Source organism: Micromonospora sp. NPDC005205 (assembly GCF_040608275.1).
In the GTDB taxonomy this organism is placed as follows: domain Bacteria; phylum Actinomycetota; class Actinomycetes; order Mycobacteriales; family Micromonosporaceae; genus Micromonospora.
The window spans coordinates 1-18,413 of sequence record NZ_JBEXHV010000020.1 but is presented as its reverse complement, the minus strand read 5'-3'; the positions used below and the strand labels follow the sequence as shown (position 1 = coordinate 18,413).

Sequence of the window (18,413 nt, the reverse complement as noted above, 5' to 3'; positions counted from 1 at the left end):
CGCTCTCGGCCGGCGCTCCGGGTTCGGCGGGCGCCTCGGGCTCGGACGGCGCTCCGGGCTTGGCGGGCACTCCTGGGACGGCCGGCGCTTCGGGATCGGCCGGCGCTGTGGTGGGGGCGGCCAGCGCGGGCGGGCCGGCGAAGAGACCGGCCGGTGTGCGGTAGCTCACCAGCTCGGCGGAGTCGGCTACCGCCTCCGGGTGCGGCGCGGGCAGGGCGCGGGACTCGGCAGGCGTCACAGTCGGCGGAGTCTACCGGAGCAACCAAAACGCCCTAAACCCCCGGTGGTGTCCATTGTGGTGCTTCGGGTGCCGGCCAACTGAGGGGCCGCATCGGACATCTCGTACTATGGCGCTTTCCGACAGCGACGGCGAGGCGATCGGGGGCGGTCCAGGTGATTCCAGGCCGTCGGTACGGCAGGGCGCTTCCCGTCCTGCTGAGCGCGCTGCTGGCCGGCACGGCCTGCGGTCCGGTTGCCGAGCGGAAGCCGCAGGACCTCCGGGTCGGGTACGACAGCCTGGACGGCACCCTCGCCGTGTGGCCGCCCCGGGGCGACCTCTCCAGCGACGCCACGGCGACGTCCGCGGTCACCGCGGCGGTCCGGAGCTGGCGGTCGCCGGCCGACGACCGCGCGCACCTGCCCTCGTCGGGCATCCTCTTCTCCGGTCGGGTCGACGGCGCCCCGGTGGCGCTGGTGGCCGCCGACGTGCCCGGCGAAAGCGCGTCCTGGCTTCTGCAACTGACTCGCGAGGGCGACCGGTACACGGTGACCCGCGCCACCGAATACACCGATCCGGGTTACCTCGTCTACTCCGACGTGCTGCCGGTGCAGACGGCCAGCGGCCGGCGTTACCTGGTCTCGGCCCGGGTGCAGAGCCTCCTCGGGCCCAAGGACCGGACGTTGACCATCGCGGACGGTCTCAGCGCACCGGTCGACGTGCCGTCCTGCACGGCCGTCGGCGTGACCGCGACCCTGCGAACCACGGAGTCGCTCCCCCGCGGTCGGGCCGCCGACCGGCTGCTCGACCTGGGCACCGGCACCGTCGACCCGCGCTACCCGTTGGTCCGCGACGAGTCCGGCACGGGCCGGCGGGCGCTCACCGGTCTGGACACCTGCGTGCTGTCCGGCGACCGGGGCCCCTTCGGCAGCATCCCGCGCCGGATCGGGGACCGGGACGCCCCGCGCTCGGTGCCGACGTCCTGGCCGATGGCGAAACTCACCGTGCGCTCGCTCGGCGAAGTTGCCCTCGGCGGCGGAGAGCCGGCCGAGTTGCAACAGCTCACCTGGGACACCGACGCCGGTGCGATGACGGCGGTGATCTATCGACCGGCCGACGGGAGCGCGCCCGTCGTCTCACCCGCCGACCGGGCCACCCCGTTGCAGGCGTACCAACTGCCGGTGCCCGGTCAGCCGCTGGTGGTGCTGAGCTGGCGGGCCACCCGGGAAAGCTCCCTGTCCGTTCCGCCGGGCACTCCCCTGCTGGTCGAGCGCCCCGGCCTGGTGGTAGTCCCCACCCCGTCCCGTTCCCAGACCTACAGCCTCGCCAACACCGACAAGACCCACTACCGCTCAATCTCCCCCCGCTAACCCACCCACCCCACCCCTCACCCGGCCCACCCCACCGGGCCGGGCCGGGCCGGGCCGGGCCGGGCCGGGCCGGAACAGGCTGACAGCCGGCCTCGCCCCCGCTCACCCCGCGCCGATCTTGCACTTTCTGTGCCGACAAAACGGGCTCAAGGCGCATTACGTCGACCGAAAGTGCAAGATCGGCGCGGGAAGGGCGCGGGCGGCGCGCGGTGGGTGGGAAGGGTTGGGCGTTGGCGGTGGGGCGGATATGAGACGTCGGGCGTCCGGCCGCGCCACACCGCGCCCCGCCACAACGCGCCCCGCCACGCCGCACCACACCCCGCCGCTCCGCCGCCCCCGCCACCCCTTCGCAGAGTCGATCATGGAGTTGTGGTGGGCAACTACTGGCCATACGCACCTTTTGCGGGGCACCACAAGTCCTTGATCGACGCAGCCGAGGCGGGGCTGGGGCAGGGCTGGGGCGGGGCGGGGCAGTCGGAGGGCTTGGGCGCTGCGGCCTGAGGGTGCGGACTGGGGACTGGGGACTGCGGACTGCGGACTGCGGACTGCGGACTGCGGACTGGGGTGGATATGCGACGGCGGGCGTCCCGAGGGACGCCCGCCGTTGTTTGTCTCGTCAGTTCTGTGCGGCTGCGTCGCTGGGGGTGAGGCGGTCCGGGGTGGCGTCCAGGCCGGAGATCCAACCGGTGACGTTGCGGGCCACGTCCTGAGCGGTCAGACCCAGGTCGGCGAGGATCTGCGCGCGGGTGCCGTGCGGGTGCCAGTCGGCCGGTACACCCAGGTCCTTGAGCGGCACCCGGACGTCGGCGTCGCGCATCGCCTGGGCGAGCGCGTCGCCCACCCCGCCGACTCGGACGCCGTCCTCGACGCTGACCACGAGCCGGTGGCGGGCGGCCAGGTCGACCAGTTCCGCCGGGACCGGACGCACCCAGCGGGGGTCGACGACGGTGACGCCGTAACCCTGCTCGGCGACCCGGGCGGCCACCTCCATGCCCAACTGGCCGAAGGAGCCGACGGCGACGAGCAGCACGTCGGTACGGGCGGACTCGGCCAGCACGTCGACAGTGCCGACCCGGCGCAGCGCCGGCAGGTCCGCGGCGACCGCACCGGTCGGGAACCGCACCACTGTCGGGCCGTTGTCGACGGCCATCGCCTCGCGCAGTTCCTCGCGCAGGGTGGCGGCGTCGCGGGGAGCGGCGATCCGCAGCCCCGGCACCACTCCGAAGACCGACATGTCCCAGATGCCGTAGTGGCTGGGCCCGTCCGGGCCGGTGATGCCCGCCCGGTCCAGCACGAAGGTCACCGGCAGCTTGTGCATCGCCACGTCCAGCAGGACCTGGTCGAAGGCGCGGTTGAGGAAGGTGGCGTAGACCGCGACCACCGGGTGCAGGCCACCGAGCGCCAACCCGGCCGCCGAGGTGGCCGCGTGCTGCTCGGCGATGCCCACGTCGTACACCCGCTCGGGGTACTTGCGGGCCAGCTTGGCGATGCCGGTCGGCTCGGCCATGGCGGCGGTGATGCCCACCACGTCCGGGCGCTCGTCGGCGATGGCCAGCAGCTCGTCGGCGAAGACGTGCGTCCACTTCACCGACGGGGCCGCCAGCAGCGCGCCGGTCTCCACGTCGAAGGCGCTGCCGGGGCCGTGCAGGCAGTCGGCCTCGTCCTCCTCGGCGGGACGGTAGCCGTAGCCCTTGCGGGTGACGGCGTGCACGATGACCGGGCCGCCGAAGTTCTTGGCCGCGCGCAGCGCCGCCTCGACCGCCGTCACGTCGTGCCCGTCCACCGGGCCCACGTACTTGATGCCCAGGTCCTCGAACATGGCCTGCGGGGCGACCGCGTCCTTGATGCCCTTCTTGACCGCGTGCAGCACCTCGTACATCGGCTTGCCGACGAGCGGCGTGGAGCCGAGGGCGTCCTTGACGGTGTCGAGGACCTTCTCGTAGCCGGGGTTGAGCCGCAGCGAGGAGAGATGGTCGGCCAGCCCGCCGATGGTCGGCGAGTAGGACCGGCCGTTGTCGTTGACCACGATCACGAGGGAGTTGCCGGCGGTGGCGATGTTGTTCAGCGCCTCCCAGCACATGCCGCCGGTCAGCGCGCCGTCGCCGACCACGGCCACGACGCTGCGCGCCTCGCCCCGGAGGGCGTACGCCTTGGCGAGGCCGTCGGCGTAGGACAGCGCGGTGGAAGCGTGCGAGTTCTCGATGAGGTCGTGCTCGCTTTCCGCCTGGCTGGGGTAGCCGGAGAGGCCCCCGCGCTGGCGGAGCTTGTCGAAGCCGGCCTGACGCCCGGTAAGGATCTTGTGTACGTACGCCTGGTGGCCGGTGTCGAACAGGAGCCGGTCCCGGGGGGAGTCGAAGACGCGATGCATGGCGAGCGTCAGCTCGACCACACCGAGGTTGGGCCCGACGTGCCCGCCGGTGCGGGAGACCTTGGTGATCAGGAAGTCCCGGATCTCGGCGGCGAGGACGTCCAGTTCCTCGCCAGACATCCGCTTGACGTCCTGCGGACCGCGAACCGTCCCCAGCAGCCGGCCGTGGTTGGCCGTGTCCTCTTCAACACTCATGAACGGAGAGTCTATCGGCCCCCCGGTACTCCGCAGCCCGGCCCGAGCCGCACGCACCCGGGCCGGGCCGGGAGTGGGCAGCTGAGCACCCGGTCAGGCGCCGACGCGGGTGTTCTACCGCACGTCCGGGGGAAGCAGCAGCCCGACCTGCTCGACGTGCTGGGTCATCGGGAAGAGGTCGAAGCCCCGGAGCGCCGCCAGTCGCCAACCGAGGTCGGCGAAGGTACGCACGTCCCTGGCGAAGGCGGCCGGGTCGCAGGCCACGTACGCGACCGCCCGCGGGCCGGCGGCGACCAGCGCGCGGACCACCTGGGCGCCGGCCCCGGAGCGCGGCGGGTCGAGCACCACCACGTCGACCGGGCCGGTGATCCGTCGGCGGGCCAGCGCGGTCTCCACCCGGGCCGACACCACCTCGACGCTGGGCTGGTCGGCGAGGTTCTCCCGGGCGGCGGCGACACCCTGCGCCGCCGCTTCGACGACTGTCACCCGGCCGGTCGCGCCGACCCGTGCGGCCAGCCCGGCGGCGAACAGCCCAGCGCCGCCGTAGAGGTCCCAGGCGACCTCGCCCGGCTGCGGGTCCAGCAACTCCAGCACGGCCGCGGAGAGGGCGTCCGCGGCGGCCGGGTGCACCTGCCAGAACGCGGAAGCGGGCAGCGTCCAGTCCCGTCCGGCGGCGACCTCGCGGACCTCGGTCGGGCCACTGACCGGGGCGGGCACCCCGTCGCGGATCTCCGTGACGGTGACGTCTCCGCCAGTGCTGGCGACGGTCTCCACCGCCTCGGCGGCCGGCCAGCGCGCACCGGTGGGGGTGAGTACCGGAAGCTGCTGGATGGCTGGGTGGGCGATCCGGCAGCGGTCGATCGGCACCACCTCGTGCGAGCGGTGCTTGAGCAGGCCGGCACGGTCGGCGGCGTCGACCGCGTAACGGACCCGGGAGCGCCAGCCGAGCAGCCCACCGGGCAACGCCTCGACGCGCACGCCGAGGCGGTCCAGCTCGACGTCGGTCAGCCCACCGAGGCGGACCAACTGCTCGCGGACCACTGCGGTCTTCCAGGCCAGCTGGGCGGCCGGTGCGACGTGCTGGAGGTCGCAGCCCCCGCAGGCACCCGGCTTCGCGTACGGGCAGGGCGGCTCGACCCGGTCCGGTGAGGGGTCCAGCACTGTCACCGCGTCGGCGCGGACGAACCCCCGGTGCACCTCGGTGACCTCGGCGACGACCCGCTCACCCGGCAGCGCGTGCCGGACGAAGACCACCTGCCCGTCCACCCGGGCGACACAGTGCCCGCCGGGCGCGACCGCGTCGACGGTCAGCTCGACCCGGTCCGTCTCGGCCAGGCCCCGCTCGAACGCCGGTGAGGCCGACGCCAACGGCGTCCCGGATGTCGCGGTCCGCTGACCGCCTGGCTCAGTCACGAGTGTTCCCCATCGTTGCGCTGTTCTCGGGCCCGCCCTCGCCGGGCGGCGCGGCGGCCACCGGCGGTGCGGCGACCGGCGGTGGCACGGCGCTCCGTGGCCCACGCGCCGGTGTCCGGGACAGTGTGGCGTCCAGCCGGTCCAGGTTCTTGCTCGCTGTCGACGCGAGCTGCCACGGCACGCTGACCACCATGACCCCCGGTTCGAAGAGCAGCCGGCCCTTGAGGCGCAGGGCGCTCTGGTTGTGCAGCAGGTTCTCCCACCAACGGCCGACCACGTACTCGGGGATGAACACGGTGACCACGTCCCGGGGCGACTTGCGGCGGGTGGAGGCGACGAAGTCGAGGATCGGGCGGGTGATCTCCCGGTACGGCGAGTCGATCACGGTGAGCGGGATGGCCATCTCCCGTCGCTCCCAGTCGGCCTGCAGGTCCCGGGTGTCCTTCTCGTCCACGTTGACAGTCACCGCGGTGAGCGTGTCCGGCCGGGTGGCGCGGGCGTAGGCGATGGCCCGCAGCGTCGGCTGGTGCAGCTTGCTGACCAGCACGATGGCGTGGTTGCGGGCGGGCAGCACGGCCCGGCCCTCGTCCGGCGGGGTCAGCTCGACGGCGATCCGGTCGTAGTGCCGGCGGATCGCCAGCATCAGCACGTAGATCACCGCCATCGCGGCGATGGCGATCCAGGCGCCGAGCAGGAACTTCGTGATCAGGACGATCACCAGCACCGCGCCGGTCAGGCCCGCGCCGAAGGTGTTGATGGCGCGCGAGCGGTGCATCCGGCGACGCGCCTCCGGGTCCCGCTCGGTGCGCAGGTGCCGGTTCCAGTGCCGGATCATGCCGGCCTGGGAGACGGTGAACGAGACGAAGACTCCGACGATGTAGAGCTGGATGAGTCGGGTCACCTCAGCCTGGAAACCGACGATCAGCACGATCGCGAAGAGAGCCAGGAAGACGATGCCGTTGGAGAAGGCCAGCCGGTCGCCCCGGGTATGGAACTGACGGGGCAGGTAGCGGTCCTGGGCGAGGATCGAGCCGAGCACCGGGAAGCCGTTGAACGCGGTGTTCGCGGCCAGGAAGAGGATCAGGGCGGTCATCCCGGCCACCACGTAGAGCAGGATCGACCCGGAGCCGAAGACCGTCTCGCCGAGCTGGGTGGTGACCGTCTTCTGCACGTACCCCTCGGGGCCGGAGACGATCTGGAGGCCCGGGTCCTCCACGAACTGGAGGTGGGTCAGCCGGGACAGCCAGATGATCCCGACCAGCATGCTCACCGAGATGCTGCCGAGCAGCAGGAGGGTGGTGGCGGCGTTGCGGCTCTTCGGCGCCTTGAACGCGGGCACCCCGTTGGAGATCGCCTCGACACCGGTGAGCGCGGCGGCGCCCGAGCTGAACGTCCGCAGCAGCAGGAAGATGAGCGCGAAACCGGTCACACTGTGCTCGGCCTGGATCACCAGGTCGGCGCTCGGCGCGCGCAGCTCGTCACCCATGACGAAGACCCGGAACAGACCGGTGAGCAGCATCCCGGCCATCACGATCACGAAGCCGTAGGTGGGGATGGCGAACGCCGTGCCCGACTCGCGCAGCCCACGCAGGTTGACCGCGCTCAGCAGGACGACCGCGCTCACCGCGATCAGGACCTTGTGGGTGGCCACGAACGGCACCACCGAGCCCAGGTTGGCCACCCCGGAGGAGACCGACACCGCCACCGTGAGCACGTAGTCGACCAGCAACGCGCTGGCCACCCCGACGCCGAACTTCGGCCCCAGGTTGACAGTGGCCACCTCGTAGTCGCCGCCACCGGACGGGTAGGCGTGCACGTTCTGCCGGTAGCTCGCCACCACGGTGAGCATGACCACGACCACGGCCAGCGCGATCCACGGCGAGAAGACGTACGCGGAGGCACCGGCGATGGAGAGGGTCAGCAGGATCTCGTCGGGCGCGTACGCGACGCTGGACAGCGCGTCGGACGCGAACACGGGCAGCGCGATGCGCTTCGGCAGGAGGGTGTGCTGGAGCCGGTCGGACCGGAACGGTCGACCGAGAAGAAGCCGCTTCAGCAGCGAGGTGGGACTGGCCACGAACGCCAAGAGTACGACCACCACGGCGGGGGCGCGGGGGTGGGCGATCACCGCTGCTCGCGAGGGCGGGGTACGGTCGGTCCCCGCTCGCCACCGGGACGTGGCAGGCTCGCACTCGAAGGCCACCGGCAACGGGAGTGGTACGCACCTTGGGAGGGACAGCGTGCACGTCGTGATCATGGGATGTGGTCGGGTCGGGTCGACGCTCGCCCACAGCCTGGAGTCCCGAGGGCACTCGGTGGCGGTGATCGACCAGGATGCCGACGCCTTCCGCCGGCTCGGCCCCGACTTCGCCGGGATCACCGTGACCGGGGCCGGTTTCGACGGCGAGGTGCTCCGGCAGGCCGGCATCGAACGCGCGGACGCCTTCGCGGCGGTGTCGAGCGGCGACAACTCCAACATCATCTCGGCCCGGCTGGCCCGCGAGACATTCGGCGTGTCCCGGGTCGCCGCCCGCATCTACGACCAGCGCCGGGCGCAGGTCTACGAGCGGCTGGGCATCCCCACCGTGGCGACCGTGCGGTGGACGGCGGACCGGATGCTGCGGCACCTGGTCCCGGAGGGCAACGTGGAGATCTTCCGCGACCCCACGAGCACGGTGTCGATCGTCGAGGTGCCCGTACACAAGGACTGGATCGGCCGACCGGTGCGGACGCTGGAGGACGCGACCGGAGCGCGGGTGGCCTACCTGATCCGCTTCGGCATCGGCACACTGCCCACCGGCTCCACAGTCATTCAGGAGGGCGACCAGGCGTTCATGCTGGTCAGCGATGACATCGTGGCGACTGTCACGTCGGTGGCGGCGACGCCGCCGGAAGGAGGGCACTGAGCCATGCGGGTCGCCATCGCGGGCGCGGGCAACGTGGGCCGCTCGATCGCCCAGGAGCTGATCGACAACGGCCACCAGGTGATGCTGATCGAGCGTCAACCCAAGATGCTTCGCCCGGACCGGGTGCCGGCCGCCGAGTGGGTGCTGGCCGACGCGTGCGAGGTGAGCAGCCTGGAGGAGGCCGACGTCGCCGGCTGCGACGTGGTGGTCGCGGCGACCGGCGACGACAAGACCAACCTGGTGCTGTCGCTGCTGGCCAAGACCGAGTTCGCGGTGCCCCGGGTGGTCGCCCGGGTCAACCGGGCCGAGAACGAGTGGCTGTTCACCGAACAGTGGGGCGTGGACGTCGCGGTGAGCAAGCCGCGGGTGATGGCCGCGCTCGTCGAGGAGGCGGTCACCGTCGGCGACCTGGTCCGGCTGATGACCTTCCGACAGGGCGAGGCGAACCTCGTCGAGATCACCCTGCCGCCGACCGCCCCATACGTCGGTCAACCGATCCACGCCGTGCCGCTGCCCCGAGACGCCGCCCTGGTGGCGATCCTGCGCGGCAAGCGGGTCCTGGTGCCCAGCCCGGACGACCCGATCGAGGCCGGCGACGAGCTGATCTTCGTCTGCACCGCCGAGGTGGAGGACGCCGTCCGCGCGGTGATCCTCGGGCCGGACAGCGTCGAACGGACCCGCGGCTCACGCTGACCCGCACGGGGCTGAGCGGGCCGGCCGCCCGACGTCGCTCAGGCGCTGGGCAGCGGGGCCGGCGGCGCCTCCCGGGTGACCCGGCGCACCGTCCAGACCGTGATCAGCAACAGCAGCGCGTACGGCGGGTAGCCCAACGCCAGCCGGGCCACGCCCAGCGCGGTGTCCTGGTGGGCCAGGTAGAGCCCGGCCTGCACGCCAACCTTGGCAAGCCAGACCACGCCCCAGAGCACCGTCAGCTGGGTGAACGTCCGCACCAGCTTCGGGTCGGACCGCCACTCCGAACGGCCCTTGGCCACCAACACCGACCAGATCCAGCCCACCAACGGCTGCCGGATCGCGGCCGAGACCAGCAGGGCGATGCCGTAGCCGATGCCGTAGAGGATGCCGGGAAGGTAGAAGTCACGCTCGTCGCCGGTGCGCCACGCGATGGCCGCGCCGACACCGACGCCGAAGAGCCCGTTGACGGCGTGTCGGATCGGTCGACGCTGGGCCAGCCGCAGCCCCGCGATCAACACGGCGACCGCGATCGACGCGATCACCGCCGGCCGCAGCTCGCCGATGACGTTGGCGACGACGAACACCACGACCGGGATGCTGGACTCGACCAGCCCGCGCCAGCCGCCGAGCTGGTCGGCCATCTGCTCGGCGATCGTCGGCAGCGGCTCCTCGTCCTGAGGGTCGGTATCCGGCTGTGCCGCCCGGTCCTGTCCCGTCGTCATCGCCGGCCTTCCGTCCGCAGTGCCGTCACTTGGGCGAGTCCAGCTCGTAGTAGGGGTTGTAGATGACCTTGCGATCGTCCCGCACGGCCACCCGGCCACGGGCGGTCAGATGCCGTCCCGGCTCGATCCCGGCGATGTGCCGTCGCCCCAGCCAGACCAGGGTGACCACGTCACTGCCGTCGTACAGGTCGGCCTCAAGGGTCGGCAGATTGGTGCGCGGCGTGTAGACCACCGTGCGCAGCCGACCGGCGACCGAGACCAGCTGACCCCGGGAACACTGCTGGGCGGGGATCCCACCGCACTGGGCGCTCTCCCGACGCAGCTCCTGCGCGTCGATCTCGGCCTCGCTGGCGGTGAACCTCTGCAGGATGCGCCGCAGCGACACCCGGCCCTCGTCGGTCGTCATGACCTCCGCGTCACCCTCTCCACGCTCGCCGTCCCCGGCCGGCCCCGGCGGCGCCGGAACCGTGCCGCCAGCGTACGCCGACGGGGCTGGTTCCGGCGGGCCGGTGCGCGCGGGTCAGACCTGACGCGGCGCGGCGGCGGCGTCGCCCGCCTCGGCCTCGGCCTCGGCCTGGTCGGCGATCTCCCGGGGCAGCCGCAGCGGCAGCGGTTCGCGGACCGGCTTCGCCTCCTGCCCACGGTCGACCACCAGGCCGTCCAGGCACTCGACGAGCGGACCGGCCATGGCCGGGTCGGTGGCCACCGGGCCCTGGAAGACGCCCCGGACCATCCAACGCGGCCCGTCGATTCCGACGAACCGCAGGTTCGTCGCGCCGTCCGGGGTATTCACCTGTGCGTGCAGCTCCGGGCCGTACTCGCCGGCGACCTCCTGCGCGCTCGCGCCGTCGCGGAGCAGCGACTGCCGGATCTCCTCGCGCACCTCGTCCCAGATGCCCTCGGATCGGGGGGCGGCGAAGACGCCCAACTGGAGCGCGTTGTCGCCGTGCACCAGCACCACCTGCTGGACCACACCCTGGGGGTCGGCCTGCACCCGCACCTCGACGTCGGCGATCGCCGGGATGTGCAGGCTGCCCAGGTCGAGTCGCTGCACGTCGTCGTAGCTCTCGGAGATGTCGTACGGGCCGCGCTCCAACGTCGGCGTCGCATCGCCCTGGTCCGGGACCTGGGTGGCTCGCTCGTCGCGGGTCTGCCGCTCCGCGTCGGCCCGCTTTCGGGAGAAGATCACTGCGCCTGCCCTCCGCTGTTCACACTCACCCTGCCACCTCTTCCGTCTGCCCGCGGCCCGGCTCGCTCGGCCGCCGCTCGACCCGGTCCTGGCCCGTCGGCGACGGCACCAGCCCGGCGTGCCCACCAGTGGACCCGTGCCCACCAGCCCCGCGCCGGGACGCGGGCAGCTCGACCACCGGCTCGAACCGCGCCCGCGCGACCTGCTGGACCACGAGCTGAGCGATCCGATCGCCGCGGGAGATCTTCGCCGGCACATCCCGATCATGATTGATCAGGTTGACCAGGATCTCACCCCGGTAGCCGGCGTCGACCGTACCGGGCGCGTTGAGCACCGTCACGCCGAGCCTGGCCGCCAGACCGGAGCGGGGATGGACCAGGCCCACGTACCCCTCCGGCAGCGCGATGGCCACGCCGGTGGGCACCAGGGCACGGCCGCCAGGTGGCAGCTCCACGTCCGCGGCCGCCACCAGGTCGGCCCCGGCATCGCCGGGATGCGCGTACGTGGGCAACGGCAGCTCCGGGTCGAGCAACTGCACAGGCACGGGTACGACGTCGGTCACGGGTCCCCTCTTCCGTCCGGTTCGCGGGGTGACCCTGCCATCCTGCCGGTTCGTCGAGCCGCCGTGCGCCGTACCCTCGCAGGAGTGAGCATGTCGCCCTCCCCGTCCGCCGATCAGCCGCCGGTCGCCGCCCGCTCGGCGTACACCGAGCGGTTGAATCTGCCCTGGTGGCTGTGGCTGGCCGGGCTGGTGGCCGCCGCGTTGCTGGCCGTCGAGATCTGGATGGGCGCCCCCGGCGTCCGCTCCTGGCTGCCGTTCGCCGTGCTGGTGCCGCTCACCGCGGTGGGGCTGTGGTGGCTGGGCCGGATCCGGGTCGCAGTTGCCGACGCCGAGCTGCGGGTGGACGACGCCCGCCTGCCGGTCCGTTTCGTGGCCGACGTGGTGCCGCTGGACGTGGCCGGCCGACGTGAGGTGCTCGGCGTCGGCGCGGACCCGCTCGCCTTCGTGGTGCAGCGACCGTGGATCGGCGGCGCCGTGCAGGTGATCCTCGACGATCCCGCGGACCCGACCCCGTTCTGGGTGGTGAGCACCCGCCACCCGGTCGAACTGGCCGAAGCGGTGCTGACCGCACGGGACGCCCTGTCGGTCTCCCACCCGACGGCGGGCGAGCCGGGCTGACCCGACGCCGAGGGCCGCTCAGGTGCCGGTCCGACGGCGAAGAGCCGCTCAATTGCCGGTCTGACGCCGAAGGGCCCGCTCAGGTGCCGGTCGGCGGGCCTGGGAGGGCCGCCGGTGGCGCGGGCCGGGCGATGCCCCGCCGGCGCAGGTCCATCTGGAGTTGCTCGGCCATCTGCTGGGTGGCCCGACGGTTGAGGAAGCTGGCCACCGCCGCCCCGGTCAGGAACGGCCCGAGCGTGGTGAGGTTGCGACCGAAGCGCCGCAGCAGCATGTCCCGCAACTCTTTGCGGGCGGCGGTGCCGAGCACCGCTCCAACTCCCACGCCGGGCACCATCGGGTTGACGCCGCGTTGAGTGGCCCAGGAGTGCACCAGCGCGACCGCCCGTTGGCTGCCAGCGGCCGGTAGCGCCACGCCGTGGATCTCGTGCAGCTCGCCGACGAGTTTCAGCTCCACCGCCACCACGGCCACGGTCTCGGCGGCGAGCAGCACCGGCGCGGAGAGCAGGGTCGGGGCCACCGTCCACTCGACGGCCGCGACGCCCCCACCGGCCGCGCCGATGGCGGCGGTGGTCCTCGACGCGTTACGGATGAGCCGGTCGGCCAGGGCGGTGTCGTCCAGGCCGGGGAAGTGCTGGCGCAACGTGTCCAGGTCCCGTACCGGCACGTGCGGGGCGATCTCGGCCACGGCGTCGACCATCCACCGCACGGCGGCACGGGGCTTGAACAGGTCGGAGATGCCCCGCGCACGGGCCTGCCCGACCATCCGGGTCAGTAGTTGGCGGCGTCGGGCCGGCGCGATGTCGTCCGCGGTCAACGCCGCGACGGTGGCACCGAGGTCGTCCGTGCCACGGGTGGCACCGAGGTCGTCCGTGCCACGGGTGGCACCCAGGCCGTCCGTGCCGCCTTCGGTGGTGCCGCCTCGATCGCTCATCGGACCTCCCGGTGCTGTGGCTACCCGCTACGAGTCAAGCAGGTACCCACCGCAGCCGCATGCCTACACCGGCAGCGGCGACCCCGTTCAGGAGGCCGCCGCCGGTGTTGTCGTGCTTGTCAGACGCACTCGCGGCAGATCAGCTCGCCGTTACGCTCGACTGCCAGCTGGCTACGGTGGTGGACCAGGAAGCAGCGGGCGCACCGGAACTCGTCCTGCTGCATCGGAAGCACCTTGACCGTGAGCTCCTCGTCGGCCAGATCGGCACCGGGCAGCTCAAAGCTCTCGGCGACCTCGGCCTCGTCGACGTCCACCGCGCCCGACTGTGAGTCGACGCGCCGTGCCTTGAGCTCTTCCAGGCTGTCCTCGCCGAGGTCGACCTCGTCGCGACGCGGGGCGTCGTAGTCGGTGGCCATCGGTTTCACTCTCCCATATCGATGTTGTCGCTTCCGGTTGTAACGCCGGACGACGCTGTTTCGGTTCCGCTGGCCGGCCATCACTTGTGTCGGGCACCCGACCCGAGGACCGAACGGGTCGAGCTCGCTGGGGAGACTCCCCTGCGAGCGCGGAACCTTACCCCCCCTTGGGCGAGGCATGTATACCGCCCTTGCGGCTGAGATGTACGCCCCCGCACGCGAGATTGTTCCCAATGTGACTCAGGCGACACGAAGATAGGGGTAGTAGTACCCGGTTCGCGGTCGGCGCGCCGGCATGTCGGGCTGTTTCCACGCGACGGCCGGACAACCGTTAACCTCAGCGGCGTATTCGACGGCCGGCGGCCTGAGCGATCGTTCCCGGCCGCCATCACCCACTGAGGTTCCGGGGAGCGCCCTGATGAGTTTTGCGCGCGTGCGAGCACTCGTCGTCGTCGGCCTGCTGGCGATCATCGCCCTGGTCTTCGTCGTCGTGGCCGTGGTCCGCGACAGCCAGGGCAACGTGGGCACCGCGGCGGGTTGCCCCGAGGGCTGGCCGCTGGCGGATCTGACCCTGCGCGAGCGCAAGGACGTCAAGATCAACGTTTTCAACGCCACGGATCAGCCCGGCCTCGCCCACACCGTCGCCGACGAGTTCAGCAATCGACAGTTCCAGGTCAAGAAGACCGGGAACGAGAAGAAGGTCGACAGCGTCGCGGTGCTGCGGTACGGCCCGAAGGGCGTCGGTTCCGCGCACCTGCTCCAGGCGTACTTCCTCAACAACGCCGTGCCGGGCTACGACCCGAAGCGCGCCGACGACACCGTGGACGTGGTGCTGGGCAACCGCTTCCAGCAGCTCGCCACCACTACCGAGGTCAACCAGTCGCTCGGCGACTCGGGCCCCCCGGAGGCACCCAAGGGCGCCTGCCCGTCCCCACCCGCCAAGTGACGGCGTAACCGGTCCCCCGCGGCGCCAGGCCGGCGACCGGTAGCGACCCGGCCCACCGGCGGGAACCCGGCCCACCGGCCGGAGCCGGGTGCCGGAAGGCCGGAGCCGGCCGCTCAGAGCCGGCCGACCTGGTCCGCCGGTCAGGGGCCGCCGGAGGCGTCCAGCGCGGCCAACCGGTCGTGCAGCGGCGCGAAGAGCGCGGGCGGTGCCGCGACCACCAGGTCCGGCCCCGGCGGCCGACCGGCCAGGCCAGCGACCCGGACCCCCGCCTCGGCGGCCACCAGCCCGCCAGCCGCCAGGTCCCAAGCCGCAAGACCCTTCTCGAAGTACGCGTCGAGCCGCCCCTCGGCGACCAGGCAGAGGTCCAGCGCCGCGGCGCCGAGCCGGCGGATGTCCCGTACGTGTGCGATCAGCCCGGCCACCACCTGCGCCTGGTGCGCCCGACGGCCGGCGTCGTACCCGAAGCCGGTGCCCACCAGCGCCTGCCCCAGGTCCACCTCGCCGGAGCAGCGCAGGCGTGCACCGTCGCGCCAGGCCCCGCCGCCGGCCGTGGCGGTCCATTCCTCGCCGGTACTCACGTTGCGCACGACGCCGGCAACCACCACCCCGTTCACCTCGGCGGCCAACGAGACAGCGGAGTACGGCAGCCCGTAGAGGTAGTTCACAGTGCCGTCGATCGGGTCGACGATCCAGCGCACTCCGCTGTGCGCCGCACCGGCGGCTTCCTCGCCGTACTCCTCGCCCAGCACCGAGTCGTCGGGGCGTAGCGCGGCCAAAGCGGCGAGGATCTGCCGCTCGACCGCGCGGTCGGCGGCGGTGACCACGTCGGTGACGGTGCTCTTGGTGGCGGCGACGACGACCCCCTCGGCACGCATCCGGTACGCGGTGTCCGCCGCGTCCCGAGCCACCTTCACCGCGATGGTCAACAGCTCCGACGGTGTCGTAGCCGAGTTGGTCATGATTCGCCTCTTTCCGCACTCCGAGTGCATGTGGGTGGGTGAAACTACCGACCCAGCCTCGGAAGATCATCGTTCCCGACGCCGTACGACGGCACCAGAGCAGGATCTTCGGCGCCGGGATCCGCTGCGACGTGGGCGCACCGCACCGCCCTCGAAGCTTGAGCGGCCGACCTCCGCCAATATGCCCCTTTCGGTTGGTAATGTCGCTTAAGTGCTTACCGCCCCGTCCACGCTCGGCTCACAACCGTTGCCCAACCGCGACCCGGTGGGGACGCCACCGGCCAGGCCGACAACGACCCCGGTGATCCACACGCGCACCCTCGCAACCGCCACGTCGACCACGTACTGCCTGCTCAAACGGCAGTTCGGACACGTTCTGCGCGCCACCCGGCGCAACGACGGAAGCCCTTCGCCGGAGGCGCGGCTATCATTACCGCGAAGCCCATATCTCCACCCCACCGACGGTCCCCACCGGCGGTACGCGGTGCGGAGCAGGATGATCGCCGCAGACGGCGTTACAATTCACCCCTGCCCACGCGGCACGGACCGCCGACCACCGGCCGGACCGTGACACGAGGGTCCCTCAACCACATCGCCCGGCACGGTAACCCTCGCTGCGCTGGACGAACCCGCCGTGCCCGCTCTTCGCCTCCGGAAGGTCATTCGTGACAGAACCCCGCCAGCCCGGCGCCGACGTTCGCTCGCTCACCGACACCCTGATCGCCCACGCCCAGAGCGCCGGTGGTCAGCTCACGTCGGCTCAGCTCGCGCGCACCGTCGAGTCCGCCGAGGTGACTCCGGCCCAGGCCAAGAAGATCCTGCGGGCGCTCTCCGAGGCGGGAGTGACCGTCGTGGTGGACGGCTCGGCGAGCACCCGCCGCCGCGTCGCCGCGGCCCGCTCGACCACGCCCGCGTCCCGGGCCACCACCGCCAAGACCACCAAGAAGGCCGCCGCGCCGGCTCCGAAGCAGGCACCCGCCGGCGACGACGCCCCGGCGACGTCGGCCCCGCGCAAGGTGGCCGCTCGCAAGGCGACCGGCGCCGAGGCCGCAATGGCGACGCCGACGAAGGCGACCAAGTCGACCCGAGCCACCAAGGCGACGGTGGCAGCGGCTGCCGGGGCCAAGCCGACCAAGGCTGGCGGCAAGGCCAAGGGCGAGGGCGCCGAGGGCGAGATCGACCCGGAGGAGCTGGCCGCCGCGATCGAGGACGTGGTGGTCGAGGAGCCGGCCGAGCTGGCCCAGGCAGCCGAGACCGACGCCGCCGCCTCGGCGACCGACAACGACTTCGAGTGGGACGACGAGGAGTCCGAGGCCCTCAAGCAGGCGCGACGCGACGCCGAGCTGACCGCCTCCGCCGACTCCGTCCGGGCGTACCTGAAGCAGATCGGCAAGGTTCCGCTGCTCAACGCCGAGCAGGAGGTGGAGCTGGCCAAGCGGATCGAGGCCGGGCTCTACGCCGCCGAGCGGCTGCGGGCCGCCGACGAGGGCGAAGAGAAGCTCGTCCGGGAGATGGTCCGTGACCTGGGCTGGATCTCCCGCGACGGCGAGCGGGCCAAGAACCACCTCCTGGAGGCGAACCTCCGACTGGTGGTGTCGCTGGCCAAGCGCTACACGGGCCGTGGCATGGCCTTCCTCGACCTGATCCAGGAGGGCAACCTCGGTCTGATCCGGGCCGTTGAGAAGTTCGACTACACCAAGGGCTACAAGTTCTCCACATACGCCACCTGGTGGATCCGACAGGCCATCACCCGCGCCATGGCCGACCAGGCCCGCACCATCCGCATCCCCGTGCACATGGTCGAGGTCATCAACAAGCTCGGCCGCATACAGCGTGAGCTGCTCCAGGACCTGGGCCGCGAGCCCACCCCGGAGGAGCTGGCCAAGGAGATGGACATCACACCCGAGAAGGTGCTGGAGATCCAGCAGTACGCTCGGGAGCCCATCTCACTGGACCAGACCATCGGTGACGAGGGCGACAGCCAGCTCGGCGACTTCATCGAGGATTCCGAGGCCGTCGTCGCCGTCGACGCCGTCTCGTTCTCGCTCCTGCAGGACCAGCTCCAGCAGGTGCTGCAGACGCTCTCCGAGCGTGAGGCGGGCGTGGTACGTCTGCGCTTCGGCCTGACCGACGGCCAGCCGCGGACGCTCGACGAGATCGGCCAGGTCTACGGGGTGACCCGGGAGCGGATCCGGCAGATCGAGTCCAAGACGATGTCCAAGCTGCGTCATCCGTCCCGGTCGCAGGTCCTCCGGGATTACCTGGACTGAGCAGGTTTCGTCAACCGAACGTGTCGTTTTGACCACCTGGTGTGCAACACCAGATGGTGATCGTCCGGATGCACGAATGTGATCGTTGACGTGGCACCCTGGGTGCACGGCACACTGTCCCTTCCAGGTGTGACCTCGGTCCCCCGCGGGCACACAGGGAAGGCAGTGCCTAGTAAGGGTGTTGCACGATAGGTGAGCAACGACCGAAGAGATTGTTCATCGGTGACGACCAGAGGAGGAAGGCGATGACCCCGACCCTCACGCCGCCGCCCGTCACGGCGGCTCCCCCAGCCGCCGATGAACGGTGCGACCGCTGCAATGCTGCCGGGAAGCTCCGGATCACTCTGGCGGGTGGGAGCGAGTTGGTGTTCTGCGGGCACCACGCGAACAAGTACGCGGAGGATCTCGTGAAGATCACCGAGCGGTTCGCAACGGAGCCCGATTTCAGCTGGCGTGGCGCCGATCTGATGGCGAACTAAATCCGCAAACCGACATAGCTGACCGGAGGCACCCCGAGGGTGCCTCCGGTCAGCTCTTTCTGTCTGGACACCCCCGCGCCCCGCGCCCCGCGCCCCGCGCCCCGCGCCCCGCGCCCCGCGCCCCGCGCCCCGCGCCCCGCGCCCCGCGCCCAAGATCCG

At 71.9% G+C, this 18,413-nt stretch carries 17 protein-coding genes; 7 read left to right on the top strand and 10 right to left on the bottom strand.

The features are described from left to right. The first annotated feature begins 432 nt into the window (after positions 1–432). A complete protein-coding gene (locus tag ABZU43_RS27555; RefSeq protein ID WP_355009421.1) occupies positions 433–1,587 on the top strand; it encodes a hypothetical protein in 1,155 nt (384 codons plus the stop codon). A 616-nt stretch (positions 1,588–2,203) separates the two neighbouring features. On the opposite strand, the gene dxs is transcribed toward ABZU43_RS27555, so the two are convergent. The 3 genes from dxs to ABZU43_RS27540 all read right to left on the bottom strand — a co-directional run bounded on the left by dxs (position 2,204) and on the right by ABZU43_RS27540 (position 7,640). Then, complete coding sequence (gene dxs / locus ABZU43_RS27550; RefSeq protein ID WP_355009346.1) at positions 2,204–4,150, bottom strand: 1-deoxy-D-xylulose-5-phosphate synthase; 1,947 nt, start codon at positions 4,148–4,150, stop codon at positions 2,204–2,206. A gap of 114 nt (positions 4,151–4,264) precedes the next feature. Continuing rightward, a complete protein-coding gene (locus ABZU43_RS27545) occupies positions 4,265–5,518 on the bottom strand; it encodes a TRAM domain-containing protein (protein ID WP_355009420.1) in 1,254 nt (417 codons plus the stop codon). Between the two features lie 37 nt (positions 5,519–5,555). Continuing rightward, entirely contained in the window at positions 5,556–7,640 is a 2,085-nt protein-coding gene (locus tag ABZU43_RS27540) for an APC family permease (protein ID WP_355009345.1), read from the bottom strand. Between the two features lie 163 nt (positions 7,641–7,803). Here ABZU43_RS27540 and ABZU43_RS27535 point away from each other — a divergent pair, with 163 nt between their 5' ends. Together ABZU43_RS27535 and ABZU43_RS27530 are read left to right on the top strand one after the other, a co-directional pair. Continuing rightward, positions 7,804–8,469 (top strand): TrkA family potassium uptake protein, encoded by a 666-nt coding sequence (locus ABZU43_RS27535; protein WP_355009344.1) that lies wholly within the window; start codon positions 7,804–7,806, stop codon positions 8,467–8,469. A gap of 3 nt (positions 8,470–8,472) precedes the next feature. Next, positions 8,473–9,162, top strand: a complete 690-nt coding sequence (locus ABZU43_RS27530; protein ID WP_355009343.1) for a TrkA family potassium uptake protein — start codon at positions 8,473–8,475, stop codon at positions 9,160–9,162. Between the two features lie 38 nt (positions 9,163–9,200). Here ABZU43_RS27530 and ABZU43_RS27525 read toward each other — a convergent pair whose 3' ends face one another. The 4 genes from ABZU43_RS27525 to dut form a co-directional block, all read right to left on the bottom strand. Next, on the bottom strand, positions 9,201–9,884 hold the full coding sequence (locus tag ABZU43_RS27525; RefSeq protein WP_355009342.1) for a DUF3159 domain-containing protein: 684 nt from the start codon (positions 9,882–9,884) through the stop codon (positions 9,201–9,203). Between the two features lie 25 nt (positions 9,885–9,909). Beyond that, a complete protein-coding gene (locus tag ABZU43_RS27520) occupies positions 9,910–10,290 on the bottom strand; it encodes an OB-fold nucleic acid binding domain-containing protein (protein ID WP_238671853.1) in 381 nt (126 codons plus the stop codon). Between the two features lie 114 nt (positions 10,291–10,404). Further along, on the bottom strand, positions 10,405–11,073 hold the full coding sequence (locus ABZU43_RS27515) for a DUF3710 domain-containing protein (protein WP_355009341.1): 669 nt from the start codon (positions 11,071–11,073) through the stop codon (positions 10,405–10,407). 25 nt (positions 11,074–11,098) lie between these two features. Then, on the bottom strand, positions 11,099–11,635 hold the full coding sequence (dut, locus tag ABZU43_RS27510; protein ID WP_355009340.1) for a dUTP diphosphatase: 537 nt from the start codon (positions 11,633–11,635) through the stop codon (positions 11,099–11,101). Between the two features lie 90 nt (positions 11,636–11,725). On the opposite strand from dut, the gene ABZU43_RS27505 reads away from it, so the two are divergent. Next, positions 11,726–12,253 carry a DUF3093 domain-containing protein gene (locus tag ABZU43_RS27505; RefSeq protein WP_355009419.1) on the top strand — a complete coding sequence of 176 codons (528 nt, stop codon included), beginning with the start codon at positions 11,726–11,728 and terminating at the stop codon, positions 12,251–12,253. Between the two features lie 79 nt (positions 12,254–12,332). Here the strand turns inward: ABZU43_RS27505 and ABZU43_RS27500 are convergent, their stop codons facing one another. Together ABZU43_RS27500 and ABZU43_RS27495 are read right to left on the bottom strand one after the other, a co-directional pair. After that, complete coding sequence (locus ABZU43_RS27500; protein WP_355009339.1) at positions 12,333–13,184, bottom strand: hypothetical protein; 852 nt, start codon at positions 13,182–13,184, stop codon at positions 12,333–12,335. A gap of 119 nt (positions 13,185–13,303) precedes the next feature. Further along, entirely contained in the window at positions 13,304–13,600 is a 297-nt protein-coding gene (locus tag ABZU43_RS27495) for a DUF4193 domain-containing protein (RefSeq protein WP_007075406.1), read from the bottom strand. A 433-nt stretch (positions 13,601–14,033) separates the two neighbouring features. Between ABZU43_RS27495 and ABZU43_RS27490 the strand changes: the two genes are divergently transcribed. Beyond that, positions 14,034–14,546: a LytR C-terminal domain-containing protein gene (locus ABZU43_RS27490; protein ID WP_355009418.1), complete on the top strand. Its 513-nt coding sequence runs from the start codon at positions 14,034–14,036 to the stop codon at positions 14,544–14,546. Positions 14,547–14,686: 140 nt separating this feature from the next. On the opposite strand, the gene ABZU43_RS27485 is transcribed toward ABZU43_RS27490, so the two are convergent. Further along, positions 14,687–15,505 carry an inositol monophosphatase family protein gene (locus ABZU43_RS27485; protein WP_355009338.1) on the bottom strand — a complete coding sequence of 273 codons (819 nt, stop codon included), beginning with the start codon at positions 15,503–15,505 and terminating at the stop codon, positions 14,687–14,689. Positions 15,506–16,170: 665 nt separating this feature from the next. On the opposite strand from ABZU43_RS27485, the gene ABZU43_RS27480 reads away from it, so the two are divergent. Both ABZU43_RS27480 and ABZU43_RS27475 read left to right on the top strand, forming a co-directional pair. Beyond that, positions 16,171–17,775 carry an RNA polymerase sigma factor gene (locus tag ABZU43_RS27480; protein ID WP_355009337.1) on the top strand — a complete coding sequence of 535 codons (1,605 nt, stop codon included), beginning with the start codon at positions 16,171–16,173 and terminating at the stop codon, positions 17,773–17,775. 245 nt (positions 17,776–18,020) lie between these two features. Next, the gene (locus ABZU43_RS27475; protein ID WP_091402071.1) at positions 18,021–18,254 is read left to right on the top strand and encodes a hypothetical protein; all 234 of its coding nucleotides are present in this window, start codon (positions 18,021–18,023) and stop codon (positions 18,252–18,254) included. The last annotated feature ends 159 nt before the right edge of the window (positions 18,255–18,413 follow it).